General features: G+C 33.7%; 17 protein-coding genes. All 17 read right to left on the reverse strand.

Annotated elements, in window-relative coordinates:
- Positions 1 to 15: 15 nt before the first annotated feature.
- The 17 genes from neuC to metK all read right to left on the reverse strand — a co-directional run bounded on the left by neuC (position 16) and on the right by metK (position 15990).
- On the reverse strand, positions 16 to 1170 hold the full coding sequence (neuC, locus tag M663_RS0111055; protein WP_029688943.1) for a UDP-N-acetylglucosamine 2-epimerase: 1155 nt from the start codon (positions 1168 to 1170) through the stop codon (positions 16 to 18).
- Positions 1167 to 2294, reverse strand: a complete 1128-nt coding sequence (locus M663_RS0111060; RefSeq protein ID WP_029688944.1) for a LegC family aminotransferase — start codon at positions 2292 to 2294, stop codon at positions 1167 to 1169. The genes neuC and M663_RS0111060 overlap by 4 nt, the downstream gene beginning before the upstream one ends.
- Entirely contained in the window at positions 2287 to 3273 is a 987-nt protein-coding gene (locus M663_RS0111065) for an NAD-dependent 4,6-dehydratase LegB (protein WP_029688945.1), read from the reverse strand. The genes M663_RS0111060 and M663_RS0111065 overlap by 8 nt, the downstream gene beginning before the upstream one ends.
- Positions 3274 to 3277: 4 nt before the next feature.
- Complete coding sequence (locus M663_RS0111070) at positions 3278 to 5056, reverse strand: 6-hydroxymethylpterin diphosphokinase MptE-like protein (protein WP_029688946.1); 1779 nt, start codon at positions 5054 to 5056, stop codon at positions 3278 to 3280.
- On the reverse strand, positions 5056 to 5409 hold the full coding sequence (locus M663_RS0111075; RefSeq protein ID WP_029688947.1) for a hypothetical protein: 354 nt from the start codon (positions 5407 to 5409) through the stop codon (positions 5056 to 5058). The genes M663_RS0111070 and M663_RS0111075 overlap by 1 nt, the downstream gene beginning before the upstream one ends.
- A 182-nt stretch (positions 5410 to 5591) precedes the next feature.
- Complete coding sequence (gene hag, locus M663_RS0111080) at positions 5592 to 6446, reverse strand: flagellin Hag (protein ID WP_029688948.1); 855 nt, start codon at positions 6444 to 6446, stop codon at positions 5592 to 5594.
- 129 nt (positions 6447 to 6575) lie between these two features.
- A complete protein-coding gene (csrA, locus tag M663_RS0111085) occupies positions 6576 to 6803 on the reverse strand; it encodes a carbon storage regulator CsrA (protein ID WP_029688949.1) in 228 nt (75 codons plus the stop codon).
- The gene (fliW, locus tag M663_RS0111090; RefSeq protein ID WP_029688950.1) at positions 6784 to 7236 is read right to left on the reverse strand and encodes a flagellar assembly protein FliW; all 453 of its coding nucleotides are present in this window, start codon (positions 7234 to 7236) and stop codon (positions 6784 to 6786) included. The genes csrA and fliW overlap by 20 nt, the downstream gene beginning before the upstream one ends.
- A 70-nt stretch (positions 7237 to 7306) precedes the next feature.
- Positions 7307 to 7864 (reverse strand): DUF6470 family protein, encoded by a 558-nt coding sequence (locus M663_RS0111095; RefSeq protein ID WP_029688951.1) that lies wholly within the window; start codon positions 7862 to 7864, stop codon positions 7307 to 7309.
- Positions 7865 to 7868: 4 nt separating this feature from the next.
- Complete coding sequence (gene flgL / locus M663_RS0111100) at positions 7869 to 8762, reverse strand: flagellar hook-associated protein FlgL (protein WP_029688952.1); 894 nt, start codon at positions 8760 to 8762, stop codon at positions 7869 to 7871.
- Between the two features lie 81 nt (positions 8763 to 8843).
- Complete coding sequence (gene flgK / locus M663_RS0111105; protein ID WP_029688953.1) at positions 8844 to 10286, reverse strand: flagellar hook-associated protein FlgK; 1443 nt, start codon at positions 10284 to 10286, stop codon at positions 8844 to 8846.
- Positions 10287 to 10296: 10 nt separating this feature from the next.
- Positions 10297 to 10773 carry a flagellar protein FlgN gene (locus tag M663_RS0111110; protein ID WP_003866888.1) on the reverse strand — a complete coding sequence of 159 codons (477 nt, stop codon included), beginning with the start codon at positions 10771 to 10773 and terminating at the stop codon, positions 10297 to 10299.
- A 16-nt stretch (positions 10774 to 10789) separates the two neighbouring features.
- Positions 10790 to 11065, reverse strand: a complete 276-nt coding sequence (locus M663_RS0111115; protein ID WP_009051753.1) for a flagellar biosynthesis anti-sigma factor FlgM — start codon at positions 11063 to 11065, stop codon at positions 10790 to 10792.
- A gap of 33 nt (positions 11066 to 11098) precedes the next feature.
- Positions 11099 to 11542 carry a TIGR03826 family flagellar region protein gene (locus M663_RS14830; protein ID WP_273702714.1) on the reverse strand — a complete coding sequence of 148 codons (444 nt, stop codon included), beginning with the start codon at positions 11540 to 11542 and terminating at the stop codon, positions 11099 to 11101.
- Between the two features lie 38 nt (positions 11543 to 11580).
- On the reverse strand, positions 11581 to 12270 hold the full coding sequence (locus M663_RS0111125) for a ComF family protein (RefSeq protein ID WP_029688955.1): 690 nt from the start codon (positions 12268 to 12270) through the stop codon (positions 11581 to 11583).
- Positions 12271 to 12396: 126 nt separating this feature from the next.
- Positions 12397 to 14604 (reverse strand): ATP-dependent RecD-like DNA helicase, encoded by a 2208-nt coding sequence (locus M663_RS0111130; RefSeq protein ID WP_029688956.1) that lies wholly within the window; start codon positions 14602 to 14604, stop codon positions 12397 to 12399.
- A 198-nt stretch (positions 14605 to 14802) separates the two neighbouring features.
- On the reverse strand, positions 14803 to 15990 hold the full coding sequence (gene metK / locus M663_RS0111140) for a methionine adenosyltransferase (RefSeq protein ID WP_029688958.1): 1188 nt from the start codon (positions 15988 to 15990) through the stop codon (positions 14803 to 14805).
- Positions 15991 to 16056: the final 66 nt, after the last annotated feature.

The following is a 16056-nucleotide window of genomic DNA, read 5'->3' on the forward strand; positions in this document are numbered from 1 at the left end:
AATTTAAAATTAACTCTAATAAGTAAGCTTCTTTTTTAGAAAATTCTCTTGTTTTGTATTGATCTCTTTTAATATTTTAATAATCTTTTTACTCGTATCCCCATCTCCATAAGGATTTTTTGTATCTTTAAGTTTTGCTCTAAACTCTTCATTATATAGTGCTTTATTAATACCCTCTAATATCTCCTCTTTAGAACAACCGACATCTATAATATTTAGAGCTCGCAGTCTACCTTTTTGCCTGTCACCTATGTTTACGACAGGTAATTTAAAAGATGGTGCTTCGATAATCCCACTGGAAGAGTTACCTACCATTGCATCCACATATTTGATTAAACTCAAGTATCTCTGCTGTCCCAGATTTATAAAAGCTTTAGCTTTATTATAATTTTTAATAAATTCGTTTATCCTTTCAATTATATATCTGCCTCCGCTATCAGAATTAGGATAGGTAAATATAATTTGATGTCCTGTTTGCATCAATGCACTTAAAAGATTATCCATTTGCTCTTTTAAAGTTTGTATTTCCAACGTTACTGGATGATACGTAACTAATAATGTAGTTTTACTTAAATCTATATTAAGCAATTTTTCCAGTTCTTCTCTTTCAAGCAACTTTAATCGTTTAATATTTTCTAGTCCTGGCGCTCCAACATTAAATATACGCCATTCTTCTTCTCCCATTTTTTTTATTCTTTTTGCATAATAATCACAACTGGTAAAATGAATGTGTGCCATTCTAGTTATTGCATGTCTTATTTGCTCATCAATTGCTCCTTCTGTTGATTCACCACCACCAATATGGGCTATAGGTATGTTCATTGCCATTGCTGCCGTTGCAGCTGCAAATATTTCAAATCTGTCACCTAAAATCATGAGTATATCAGGATTTAGTCTTACAAAAGCTTGAGCAAATCCTATAACTCCTAATCCTATAGCTTTAGCTACTCCTTGTCCTGTATCAGAGGAAAGCAAAATTTCTATTTTTTCATCTATTTTAAATCCATCTTTTTCAATCTCCTGCACCGTTAGTCCAAATTCTGGTGATAAATGCATTCCTGTTACAAGAAGTTGTAATTCTAATTCCGGATCATTCTTAATTTCTTTCATTGTCCAATACAATAACCCATACTCTGCTCTTGTCCCTGTGACAACTGCAATTTTTTTCATAAAATTACCTCTTTCTTAATACCTAAAATATTCAATAATGTTTTTGCCGCGTATTCTATATTCTCGAGTGTATTTAGGGTAGAAGCTGGTAAACTTAATCCATTTTCAAATATTTCATACGAATTATGATAATTACCATTTTTATACTTAACATATGGTGGAAAATCAACTATTGGATTAAATATTCTTCTTGTTGGAATTCCTTTTTCCTTTAATTTGTCTTGAATTTCTGGAATAGTCATTTTTATTTTTTTGCGATCAATTTTTATCGATGGAAGCCATGCAGAACTTATAGCACCTTCATACTCTTTTTGAAGTGCTATCTCGTCAATACCTCCAAAAATTTTTTTATACGCTTCAAAATACATACGTTTCTTTTTGAGAAATTCTGGTAAACGTTCTAGTTGAGCAAGCCCAAGAGCCGCTTCCAGATTTGTCATCCGATAATTAAAACCTATTTCAGGATGGAAATATCCTTGTGATGCATCTCTCGCTTGGTTAACTAAAAATTTTATATGAGAGGCCCATTTTTCGTTATTTGTTGATATCATTCCGCCTCCGCCCGTTGTGATAATTTTATTGCCATTAAAGCTGAAACATCCAATATGGCCAATTGTGCCTGTCATACGCCCTTTATATTCAGCACCAAGGCTTTCTGTCGCATCTTCAATTACGTAAAGTCCATATTTTTCAGCAATCTTCATTATTTCATCCATATCACATGGATTACCATATAAGTGAACTGGTATAATAGCTTTTGTCTTTGAAGTTATTGATTTTTCGATCTCTTTCGGATCTATATCCCACGTATCTTTGTCAATATCAACAAACACTGGAGTTGCCCCACAATAAACTATTGGATTAACAGTTGCAACAAAGGTAATAGCAGGTACAATAATCTCATCTCCTTCTTTTATACCTAGTTCATATAGTGCAGCATGAATTGCTGCTGTACCACTTTGTACTGCAACACAAGAGGTTACTCTTAAATATTTTGCAAATTTTTCTTCAAACTCGGGTACAAAAGGGCCAACAGTCGATACGAAATTACTATCAATCGCTTTTAAAATATATTCTTTTTCTAACTCACCTAAATTAGGAGAATCTAGATATAATTCACACATTGTATACCTCCGGCTTATACATATTTAAATGTGTTTTCATCCAGTTTATAGTTTGAATAAGCCCTTCTTCTAAAGTATATTGAGGCTCCCAATCAGTAAATTTTTTTATTTTTGTATTATCACAAAGCAACCTCTCAACTTCACTCTTTTCTGGTCTAAATCTTTGGTATTCCTGCACTATTTCTATTTCCACTCCCATTAACTGAGAAATAAGTCTGGCTAAATCTCCTATTGATATTTCCTTCCCTGAACCTATATTCGTTACTTCCCCTAAAAGTTCATCACATTCTGCTATCTTTATAAATCCATTCACTGTATCTATCACATAATTCATGTCTCTTGTAGGTCGTAAATTCCCAAGTTTAATTTGTTTTTTACCACTCATAATCTGAGTAATAATTGTAGGAATTACTGCTCTTGCAGATTGACGTGGACCATACGTGTTAAACGGTCGCACTATTGTTACCGGTAAATTGAATGCATTATAAAAACTCAGTGCTATATTATCGGCACTTATCTTGGTAGCCGAATATGGAGACTGTGGCTGTAATGGATGTGATTCATCAATAGGCACATATTTCGCCGTCCCATAAACTTCACTTGTGGAGGTATGTATTACTCTTTCTACACCTAGTTCTCTTGCAGATTGCAATACATTATACGTTCCTTCTATGTTTGTCTTTATATATGCAAGTGGCGAAATATATGAATACGGTATTCCTATAAGAGCAGCTAAGTGAAAAACAACCTCGATTCCTTTCATGGAATCTTTTACACTATCATAATCTCTTATATCTCCTGTATAAATTTCTATCTCATCTTTATATGGTGATGTCTCCAACCAGCCCCAGTTGTTTTTTGAATTGTATCTCACAAAAGCCCTTACTTTCGCCCCTCTCTCAATTAGCCTTTCCACAAGATGTGAACCAATAAATCCCCCTGCTCCTGTCACAAGTACCTTCTTGCCTTTTATTTTCATATATTTATCCTCCTGATATATTTTTTATTGTATCTAATGCTTTTTCAAGTCCCTTTTCTGATTGTAATATCGATTCATAAATACCATAATAAAGTGTATATGACATCATCGATACGCGCAGTTTTTTTTCCTTTTCCGTTTCTTCTTTCTCACTTTTAAATCCTTTAAGAATTTTTGTTGTTACTATATTCAAAATAGAAGATATTAATAAAAAACTTTCCTTAGAGTTTCTTAGCTTCGCATCAATCTTATCTAATATCGCAAGTATTCTTGTTGTATCGGCATTGATATTTTTCTCATACTCATTATACATTTTTTTTGAAAGTTTTGCACCTCGCAAACAATCCCATTTTATTATTTTTAACCTTTTAATTGTATTTTCCAACTCTGCTCGAATAAAATCAATTTGTTCTGGTTTTAATTCTATTTTATTATTTGCCATAACTTCACTAATTCTTCGATTTATACGCAAATCTTTTGTCATATATTCATCAATTACATCCTTAAAATTCATTACTTTTGTTCCTTTTATAAATGCGCCACCCTCAGTGGCATTTATGTATATCCTATCGTGATTCTTATATATATAATTTTCAAACCACGTTTTAAATGAAAGTAAAACTCGATCTGTTAAAACTTTTTCTCCATAATTGCCGTCAACATATATATATTCTTTCTTATCCTTATCAGAATTGCTATTTATTCTATTTTTTTCATAGGTTGTTCCAGAAGCATGTGTTCGATTATTTAAATATGCTAGGTCCTGTCCTATAAATACAATAGGATTACATCCCATTTTATAAGTAAAATCTAGCGACAAATTTGCTACAGATGGACCTGCATTTAAAGTTCCAAATTCTAACGATAGTTTTTCTTCGAATAAAGCAGAAAAGTCTGAAGCAATTCGTCCTATAATAAGTGGACCTTTATATTCTTTTAATATTCGTGGATATACTGTAAGGTCATACAATAATGGACTGTTAACTGAACAACTCTTAAAATGTTTAAAGTTTTTCTCACTTCCATCTATTGAAACAACAAAATCTGGTTCAATGCCTTCTTTTAACAAAGCCTTTAAAGCGGTACCCACACATATTATTACACTCTTGCCTTTCGCTTCTTTTAAAAGTCTGATATTTTTATCTAATGAAGGACCAGCTGATACTATAACAGCTGGAATATCTTTGAATAAATCGAAAAACGACTTCGCTGGTACACTTCTAAAAATAAACTCTACATTTTCCATAAAATTCGATTGCCATTGTGATGCAAAATATAAGGCAGTATTTCTGTTTATCCTCATCACATTAATAGTTTCAATTAGGCAATTACTAAACATCTTATAGTGGTCTTCAAAAATCTTGGGATACTGTTTAAAATCCTTATACACAAGGTTTTCAAAATTATCCCACGGTATGTACATTGCTAACAAATTTTTCAGATTTTCTTCCGAATTTTCAGTTATAAAAAATGTATTAGGCCTCTCCTTAAATTCATCATAATAACCATTACTTAAGGCATATTCAAATACTTCCCTCAATGGTTCCACTAGAATTAACCTGTTGTTCAAAGATAATTTTCTAGTGAGAAAATTTATATGATAACCAAGCCCAATGCCATATACCAGTATTATCGTTTCATCATCAAATTGAACTCCATTTGCCCATTCTTCTCCTTCTTTTTCAGGGTAATAAAAACTGTGGAGAAAATATTTCCTGTCTCCCTGTTTTATAACTAATGTATCCTTCCCATCTTTTGCTTTTATAATTTCAAATGATTTCATTAGTTAAGCTCTCCCTTTTGGCAATGATTTATATAACTGTACAAAATATCTTTTATTTCATAGTTTAGTACATCAGATATTAATTGATAATCTGAATTTTCAATAGCTGTCAGCAATAAATTTAAACTCTCATTTGTTTTTGAAATATCTATGCTAAAACCATGAAGTGGTGAAGTTAGAGTAATAGCTTGTATAGACCAATCTAATCCTTCAAGTATATATGTCAGTAATGACAATGCCTCCGTATATTCTCCATTACTTATATGTTCTATTTCTTTATCAATGCCATTTATTAATTTTGGTATATACTTAAAACTTTCTTCCATCGTTTCCTTCATAAGTTCATTAGACATTTTAATACCTCCACAATTATTTGTTTGTTTTATATATTTTATCGTCATAGATAAAATATAATTTAAGCCTTTCATTAAAAATGCTAGTAATATTTTCGAGTACTTTTATTATACCATGTATTATGACAATTTAAATCAAACAAATGAAAATAATTTAAGGGAGGTAAGACCTCCCTTTTGTGTTATCTGAGTAATTGTAAAACAGTTTGTGGTAATTGATTCGCCTGGGCAAGCATTGCTGTTGCTGCCTGGTTTAGTATGTTGTCTTTTGTAAATTCCATCATTGCTTGTGCCATATCAACGTCTCTTATACGGGATTCTGCTGCTGTTAGGTTTTCTGATGCTGTACCAAGATTGTTTATCGTATGTTCAAGCCTATTTTGTACTGCACCAAGGTCAGCCCTTTGACCAGACACTTTATTTATTGCTGCATCAATAGAATTAATTTGGGCACTAATAACAGAAGCATTATTAGTAGCTACATTAATACTTGCCATTGATATAGCTCCAGTAGCAGTACCTTTCAACGCCGATGCAGTCATTGTAGCTATATTTAATTTAAGTACTTGCTGGCTGTTAGCTCCAATCTGAAATGTAAGTGTAGCTTTACCAGCAGCTAAAGAACCATTTAAAAGATTTCGAGTGTTAAACTGGGTTGTTGATGCAATTCTATTTATTTCCTTCTTAAGTTGGTCAATCTCCTTTTGAATATTTTGCCTATCAGTAAGAGTGTTTGTACTATTTGCCGCTTGAACTGTCAATTCTCTCATTCTCTGAAGTATTGCATGTGTTTCATTCAGTGCACCTTCAGCTGTCTGGATTAAAGATATACCGTCTTGAGCATTTCTTTGAGCTTGATTCAAACCAGCTATCTGCGCTCTCATTTTTTCTGAAATTGCAAGACCTGCTGCGTCGTCACCAGCTCTATTTATTCTGTAACCTGATGAAAGTTTCTCTAGCACTTTTTGTGTGTTCGCAGTGTTAACTGAAAGTGCTCTCCATGCGTTTAGCGCACTTAAGTTGTGGTTAATAATCATTTTTAATCTTCCTCCTTGAATTGTTATTTGGCATCCTTGCCTTAATTTTGAAAGATTTTAAGACTCACAGTTGGCCAACTGCTTCATCTTTTGTTTACACTATATATATCGATATATTTTTAATTTACTTTAGCGTTTTTTAATAAAATTTTCTAATTTGCTTAAAGCCTCTTTGTTTACAGTTGCTGCTTTTACGTTTTCATCTTTAACTTCCATAAGCTCTTTTCTTAAAACAGATATATTTTTTGGTGCAGTAATCCCCAACTTTATTTGACCATCGTCAATTTCTAATATTTTAATTTCTATATCTTCCCCTATAACTATGGCTTGACCTACTTTACGCGTTAGAATAAGCATTTTTGAGTTCCTCCAATATTGGATGCTTTATTAAGTATTCATCATTGTCAAGAATAACTTGTTTACCTTTGTTATTCTTAGCATTTATAATTATAGGGGCTTTTAGGTTTGCTGTCATTTTTTCTATTTCATCGGGGATTACCACAATGACATATATAAGAAGATGGTTTACATCTTCAATTTGAAGAGTTTGTATTAATTCTTCATCAATTTCAAAGGTATAATCAGGTTTAAATACTCTCGGGTCAATAATTGCAAAAGCTATGTCTGTATTATCAATAGATTGAAGCCACTTAAAAGGCATATCTTCATTGTTGTCAGTAATTATTAAAAAAATGTGTAAGTCTTCAAAACCTGGTATTCCTTCTTCAAAGTAAATCACGTCTTCAGGATTGTATTCTATGATGCCAAAGTTTTTTGTATTTATTTGCATAATCAGTTCCTCACTTTCATATTCGGGTTTTATAGGTATTCCTATAGGGAAAACAGGAAAACAATAAAAGCTAAACCGTTTTATCAAAATTGTTTCCTACATATTCTATTTTTATTGAAGGATATTGTCTCATGTAAATGTTTATATACCCTGATATTGCAGATATTTGAGGCTTATGTGGTATCGCTCTTATTTCTGCGCCGCCTAACTGCCAATTTATTCTTAAATATCCGTCAAACCATATTTTGGGTCGTGACTTTGGCATTAGGTCAACATTGAAGTCTATATCCTGAATCATCGCTTCTTCACTTAATTTTACAATTGCATCTTGATGGTTTTCTATTGATGCAAGTGTATCTCCATCTTCAGCAATTTTACCTATTGCTTCAAGAGCTATTTGTTTGCTCATCTGGGCTTCATCATGGACAAGGTCAAAAATACTTTTAAGCCCTGATTCATAAAAACACTGATACTGATCTATATATACTTGAGGAAGTTTTTGGTCTATTTCCACTTTCGCAGGTATTTGTTTTATTTCAATGTCTGCTTTTGGACTTTCTATAGAAATTTGGGCAGGAGTGGTTTCTATACCTATCCTGCCAAAGGTTTGATGTATCACTATACTCATATTATCACCTTAAAAAGTCTATGAGGCTGGGCTGCATAATACGAGCTCCTGCAGCTAAAGAGGCTCTATACACATTTTCATCCATTTTGAGATTTGTAATAACTTGTGCCAAATCTGCATCTTCATTTTTTGAAAGAAGCGATGTGAAATTGTAGTTATCATCTTGGAGCCTATTCTTTATAAGGTCAATTCTGTTTGATTTTGCACCCACTTCTGCTCTTACTGCCAATACATTTTCCATCTGCTTATCCACATCAACTATTAAATTGCTTACAGCCTGATGGTCTCCCAAGTCTAATGCTTTTTTTAGATTATCCATCATAGTAAGAAGTTGAGAAGTTCCTGTCGAATCCACATTAAAAACCTTATCTCCTGAGACATTTACAGCTATTTTGTTTCCTCCTGCTCCTACTTCAAACTCTATTAAACCCTTATCGCCACTATAAGAATTATTGGTTTCACTAAAAGGCTGGGTTGTAGTTTTAAAACCTGCAAATATATATCTTCCATTGTATTGAGTATTCCCAACTTGTATCATTTGCGCTTTTAACTGCTCTATCTCGTTAGCTATTTTTTGCATATCCTCTTGAGTCAAAGTCCCATTTGCACCTTGGACTGCTAATTCTCTCGTACGCTGCAATAGGCTACCCAATTGATTTAAAGCAGTATCAGTTATGTCCAACCAGGATTTTGCATCATCAGCATTTTTGGTATAAGCGTCGTTTCTTGTCATATCTGTTCGAATACGTAGGCTTGTAGCTACTGCAACAGGGTCATCAGAAGGCCTTGATATTCTTTTGCCTGTAGATAACATGTTTTGATTTTTTTGTAACCGTTCAAGGTTATTGTTGTAGTCATTCAAAAAATTCGTTATAAGCATGCCGTCAGTAATTCTCACCTTTTACACCTGCCTTAATCTAATACTGTATGGTATTCCTCTTTGGTCTGAGATCCTCCGGCTTCGCCTCAGGATGACATATTATCTTCCTACAATGCCCATCCTATTTATAAGAGTATCTAAAAGTTCATCCATGGCTGTTATCACTCTTGCAGAAGCAGCATAGGATTTCTGATACTTTAACATGTTTGTCATCTCTTCATCTAAAGATACACCAGATACCGATTGTCTGTTTAAATCAATTTGTTTTACCATGACTTCCTGATTTTTTTGCATTAAGTTTGCTTGCTGTGCATCCACTCCAAGATTTGATATTAGTGACCTTGCAAAGTCATCAAATGTGGCTCCATTTAGTACCGCATTACCTTGATCCCTTAAAGCAATAAGCTTTAATGCATTTGTGTTATCGCCCGGAAGAGTAGCCGTACTTGATGCAGCAGCTATTTTCTCAAGTCCATCTGCTGCAAGAATATCTGAACTTACTTTAATTAACTTCGCATATTGAACTGTGGAATCATATGGAGTAGTAAAATCAGTGAAAAGTGGAATTCCTGTAGAACCGTCAAGGCCATAACCTGCTTTATGTACTTCATTTATCGCTTGTGCTATACTATATGCTAATTTATTCCATTCATTTATATAATAGGGTACTCCTTTTATCCCGTTGGTGCCATCTCCATCTCTCATATCGAGTAAGCCTTTTAATATACCACTTGAAGGGTTTACAGGTGCCCCTGTTAAATCCCATACCACAGCACCTGTATTATTTAGACTCATCGTAAATGCAGTTGACCCATCTACCAAAGCTTGTCCCGCTATATCGATTCTGAAATTTCTATTGGAGTCTTCATATGTAGTGATATTGACAAGTTTAGAAAGTTGATCAACAAGAAGATTTCTCTGGTCTCTTAAGTCATTTGCTGTTTGTCCGGTAAGTTCGAATCTATATATTTCATTATTTAATTTACTTATTCTCTCAGCATAAGAATTTATCTCTGCAATTCTACTTTGTATGGTAGAATTTAATTCATTCAATTTATCATAAAGGTGCTGATATACAGTATTAAAAGTATCAGCAAGAGCAATAGCTCTTTCTCTAACTTCTGCTCTTACCGTCAAACTTTCTGGATTCTTGGATAACTCTTGAAGGGAATTAAAAAAGTCATTAAGCACTGTGTTTATTCCGCTATCCGAAGGTTCGTTAAATATATCCTCAACAGCAGCTAAAACTTGCGCTTTTGTTTCCCATTCACCCAAAAATTTATTTTCCCTTCTGAATTGGTTGTCTAAAAATTGGTCGCGGATTTGCCTTATATCCTGTATTTTTACGCCTTCTCCTATGGCTTTTCCCCATTGGTCATACATACCAAAAGTAGTGGGTGGTGCAATTGAGGCCATATCTACTACTTGACGAGTATACCCAGGGGTATTAGCATTAGCAATATTGTGTCCAGTAACATCCAAAGCCTTTTGGCTTACAAACAATCCTGTCTTTGCTATTTCTAATCCTTGAAAAGTAGACATCTTCATCCCCCTATGCCTTTTTGTCAATTAGGCTGGTGTATTTTTTTATATTGCCATTATTCCCATAAACACCATCATCACTTTCTAAGGCACTTGATATTGTTTGAATAGAATAATTTACATATTCTAACGCTTGTTCAATTAAAGCAGCATTTAATTTGTTTCTTTCTTCAAGTTCTTTTAAAATATTAGTCAGATTATATTTGATATCTTTTAGGTTTTCTGCTTCTTCTGAAGAAATTGATTCTATCAAGTCGGTTATTGTCATTTTGCCTTCTATATCAATCTTCTCCAATATATCCTCTCTTTGTTCTTCTAATTCCATTAGTTTTTTTATAAGTTGCTTCTCTATTTGCACTATTTCATCTAATTCTTTTATTTTTCCCGCAATTATAATATCAGTTTTTTTTATCGCTAAGTCTAATAAAACTTTGTAAATTTCTGTTTCTCCCCTTAATACATCTACAAGCTTTTGGCTATTAGCCATTGCCAGCACACCCTTTTTAAATTTTTTTATTCAACAATATTCCCTTAAGAATAGCATCCGCCACATCTTCAGCTTTTACATTGTAAGTCCCAGCACTCAGCATTGCCTTTATGTTTTCAATCTTTTGATTCTTTATCTTTTCAAATTCATTTGAACTTTGTGCAAGTTTAATTGCTTCTTCTGATATCTCAACTTTATCCTTTATCTCCGCTTTCTTGCTAGCAACTTTTTCTACTGCATCTACTCGATAAACTGACATTATTTTTTCAATGTTGTTGTTATAAATTTTCATTTTTAACACCCCCGTACTACTACTAATATCGACTTAATAATTTAAAAGTTTAATATAAAAATCATTTTTTCTTTTTTTGATTCTCATAAACGTACAGTCTTTCTCCTGTTTGTTTTTCTTCTTTTTGTCATCGGATTGAATCGAATAGCCTTTCATTAATTCCTTAGCTAATTTGGTTTTGCACTCGTCACAAAACCTACCTGTAAGTATTGGTTTACCACATCTTTCGCACCTAAGACCTATATTGACGTTATTAGAGGTTAAAATAAGCCTGCCTTCCTTTAAAAAATCCATTATTTTCTTTGTAGAAACCTGTGTATTTTGAGATATTTCCAGCATGGTAGCCGAGGGATGTGTATCTAAATAATCCCTCACTTTCATAAAATCTTCTTCATCCTGTCTATAGCACACTGGACATAGGTCAATTCCTGTGTACGTGTAAAGCCTTCCGCACCTTTTACAATTTCTTATTTCCATTTCCTTTCATCCCCCTTTTTGATACTTCAAACACCCCATTACATATTTTTACCCGTTGCTATGGTAGCCACATATACATCTTTTGCCCCATTTTCTTTTAAGACTTTGGCACACTCGTCCAAAGTAGCACCTGTTGTCAACACGTCGTCTACCAGTAACACATTTTTCCCAACAATAGTATCTTTGTAAGTCACTTTAAAAGCACCCTTTACGTTTTCTATCCTCTCTTCTTTGTGCAAAGCAGTCTGGGTTGTTGTATTTCTCACTCTTCTTAAAGCCTTAGACATAAAAATATTCAATCGATAAGAAAGTTCTCTTGCTAAAAGTTCTGACTGATTGTAACCTCTTTCGTCAAGTCTAATTTTGTGAAGAGGAACAGGTACTATGACATCTATAGGCCAGTTCATTTTTTTAACTGCATCAGCCATATAGTCTGCAAAAAAAGGTGCCAATTCTCTCTCTTTGAAATATTTGAACCGCCCTATTAAGTCTTTTACAACACCATCGTATTCAAAAGGACTTATATTTTGTTTAAATTCATGACCATGTTCTAAACAATCAGGACATGTTCCTTCATAGTCTATTGGTTTACCACAAATACTACACCTATTACCCTCAATAAATTTTAATGTGCTTTTGCATTTGTCGCATAAATACCCTGTTTTTATAGCAGTTTTACAAATAATGCAGGTTGTTTTTGGTGGAAATAAAAGGTCTAAAAAAATCATCTTTATTGCCCCTTATTGCAATTCACTTTTCTTTTATATTTTATATCGGCATTATTAAATTAAAATTAATTAAAAAATTATCATTTTACAGTAAATTTTCCTCTATTTTGTGTAAAATCGTAATATTTAGTTTACATACAAAAGTGCTTTTTTAAGCCTTGAAAGAAGCCCTGAATATCTTTTTGAGATTCTATTGTTGTCAATCATAAATTTCAAATATTTCTCTTGACCTACCAAAATAACCAATTTCTTCGCCCTTGTAACGGCAGTGTACAAAAGGTTTCTTGTTAATAGCATAGGGGGTCCATAAGTAATTGGCATTATGACAACAGGAAATTCACTGCCTTGGCTTTTGTGTACTGTTATAGCATAAGACAAATTTAGTTCATTCAAGTCAGAAAAGTCATAAGTGACAAATTTTTCGTCGTCAAAATATACAGTCAATTCCTGTAATTCTTCGTCTATTGATTGAATTATTCCTATATCTCCGTTAAACACTCCTTCTCCTTCTTCATCGCCTTTTTTCCATTTTATCTTGTAGTTATTTTTTATTTGCATCACTTTATCCCCCACCCTGAAGACAAACTCCTTCATTATTTTTTCGGCTTTAGTTTTGTCGTGGGGATTTAATGCTTTTTGCAGCTCTAAATTTAAATTGTGAACACCAATTATCCCTTTTCTCATAGGGGTGAGTACTTGAATATCATTAATAGGATGAAATCCATAAGCTTTAGGAAGTCTGTTTGTCACAAGCTCCAATATGGTTTTTAATATATCCTCTTGGGTGTTAGCATTTATAAAAAAGAAATCACTATTTTTATCGTTATAGGTTGGATATTCTCCATTATTTATCTTGTGAGCATTTACTACTATCAAACTTTGCTTTTGCTGTCTAAAAATTTCTTTTAAACGTATCACTTTTACTATTCCACTGTCTATTATATCTCTTAGGACATTTCCGGCTCCAACAGATGGAAGCTGATCAGCATCCCCTACTAAAATCAGTTTTGCCCCTATAGGTAGGGCTTTTAATAAAGCATTCATAAGCAATATATCTACCATTGAAGCTTCGTCAACTATTATAACGTCGTATTTTAATGGGTCTTTTTCATTTTTGTTAAAGCCCTTCCCTTCTTCCTCCGAATAAGTATATTCTAAAAGCCTATGAATAGTCTTCGCCTCTTTTCCAGTAGCTTCCGTTATCCTTTTTGCGGCTCTTCCTGTTGGGGCTGCAAGAGCCACTTTTTTACCAGCTTTTTCAAAAATACGTATTATACAATTTATTATTGTAGTCTTTCCTGTGCCTGGTCCTCCCGTTATGACAACAACAGAATTTTTAACAGCTTCTTCAACAGCCAATTTTTGATTTTCTGCTAACAAAATACCTGTTTCTTTTTCAAAATTTCTAATTTCTTTTTGGACATCTATGCCTAAATCTTCATTTTCCATTAGTGTCATGTTAAACAATCTCTCTGCTGTGTGTAATTCAGCTATATAGTAAGGTATATAGTAAATTCCTACAGTATCATCTTCAAAAGTTTCAATATGTATTTTTTCATTTTGTACTAAAAGCACAAAAGAATCCTCTACTTCTTCTTCGCTCACTTCTAACAAACTTGCTGCTTCTTTTTTTAACAATTCTTTCGGCACATAGGTGTGACCATTTGCCGCATACTGCATCAAAACATATCGAGTACCAGAAGATATGCGATATAGAGAATGAGGGTCAACTCCTAGGCTCTCTGCTATTTTGTCTGCAGTTTTAAATCCTATTCCAAATATATCGTCAGCCAATCTGTAAGGGTTTTGCTTAATAATTTCAATCGCGTTGTTTCCGTATTCTTTATAAATCTTTATAGCCATTGCAGTGGAAATACCGTACCCCTGCAAAAACACCATCACTTCTTTTATGCCCTTTTGCATTTCATAAGCTTCACAAATTCTTTTTATCTTCTCATCGCTTAGACCTTTTATTTCTTTTAATCTTTCTGGTGCAGTTTCAATTATATTTAAAGAATCAACGCCAAACTTTTTTACAATTTTTCTTGCTGTAACAGGACCTATTCCAGGAATTAAGCCAGAAGATAAAAACTTTTCTATTCCCTCTAAAGTGGTAGGAGCCAAGGTTTCATAATTTAAAACCCTAATTTGCTCTCCGTAATCAGGATGTTCTACCCATTCACCTTCAATTTTAATTCTTTCCCCAATGTTTACAAAAGGCATATAACCTACAGCAGTAACTGCTAAACCTTGGGTACTTAATTCTAAAACTGTATAACCATTTTGTTCATTTCTAAAAATTATTTCTTCAACTATACCTTCTATGTCAATCATAGCCGATTCTCCTGTTTTAATTCTTTTCTTTATTTAATTTTACCTTATATTTAAAGCAAATTAAAGCCAATTCATTTCTTTTTTTCAATTTTTGTGGTATAATTAAGGTAGCGAAGCGTTTACAAAACATAAGTTCTATGGCATTAAAAAAGATATATAAAAAATGCCATAAGCCCGGGTTTACCCGGGCTTTCAAATTTATATTCCTGCCAACTTTTTTAATATATCTACTTTGTCTGTTTTTTCCCATGGGAGGTCTAAGTCGTGTCTCCCAAAGTGACCATAGGCTGCAACTTGTCTATAAATAGGTCTTCTCAAATCTAAATCCCTAATTATAGCTGCAGGTCTTAAGTCGAAAACTTGCTTTACAATTTCCGAAATCTTTTCATCTGGTATCTTGCCTGTACCAAAAGTATCAATACCTATTTCAAGAGGTGTAGCAACACCTATTGCATAAGCCAATTGCACTTCACATTTCTTAGCAAGTCCTGCTGCTACAATATTCTTTGCTACATATCTTGCAGCATAACTTGCGGATCTGTCCACTTTCGTCGGGTCTTTACCTGAAAAAGCCCCGCCCCCGTGCCTTGCATATCCGCCATAGGTGTCTACAATAATTTTTCTTCCTGTCAGTCCGCTATCACCTTGAGGTCCACCAATAACAAATCTCCCCGTTGGATTTACAAAAATTTTTGTTTTATCGTCTAGCATATGAGGAGGTATAATGGCCTTTATCACATGCTCAATAATATCTTTTTCAATAATGTCATGGTCAACCTCAGGTGCGTGTTGAGCTGAGACAACAACAGAATCTACCCTCACAGGCCTGTCATCTTCATACTCTACAGTTACTTGAGTCTTTCCGTCCGGCCTTAAATAGCTTAGTGTACCATTTTTTCTAACTTCAGCCAGTCTTCTCGCAAGCTTGTGAGCCATCATTATAGGCATAGGCATTAATTCTTCTGTTTCATCACAAGCAAAGCCAAACATTAAACCTTGATCTCCAGCTCCAATAGCTTCAATTTCCGAATCTGAAAGTTCTCCTCTTTTAGCCTCTAATGCCTTGTCCACACCAAGGGCAATATCAGGAGATTGCTCATCAATAGAAGTGATAACTGCACAAGTATCAGCGTCGAAACCGTATTTTGCTCTTGTGTAGCCAATCTCTTCTACTACTTTTCTCACTACTTTTGGTATATCTACATAGCACTGAGTAGTAATTTCTCCCATTACCATGACCAAACCTGTAGTCACAGCTGTTTCACAAGCAACTCTGGCATAGGGATCTTTTTTCAAAATTTCATCTAATATTGCGTCAGAAATCTGATCGCAGATTTTATCAGGATGTCCCTCAGTAACAGATTCAGATGTAAACAGTTTACGCATTTTATCTCATTATTCCTCCTTAAAAACAAAATAAAACCCCTTCCAAAAGAAGAGGCACATACCCTC

This window comes from Thermoanaerobacter sp. A7A, assembly GCF_000445185.1.
Classification (GTDB): domain Bacteria; phylum Bacillota; class Thermoanaerobacteria; order Thermoanaerobacterales; family Thermoanaerobacteraceae; genus Thermoanaerobacter.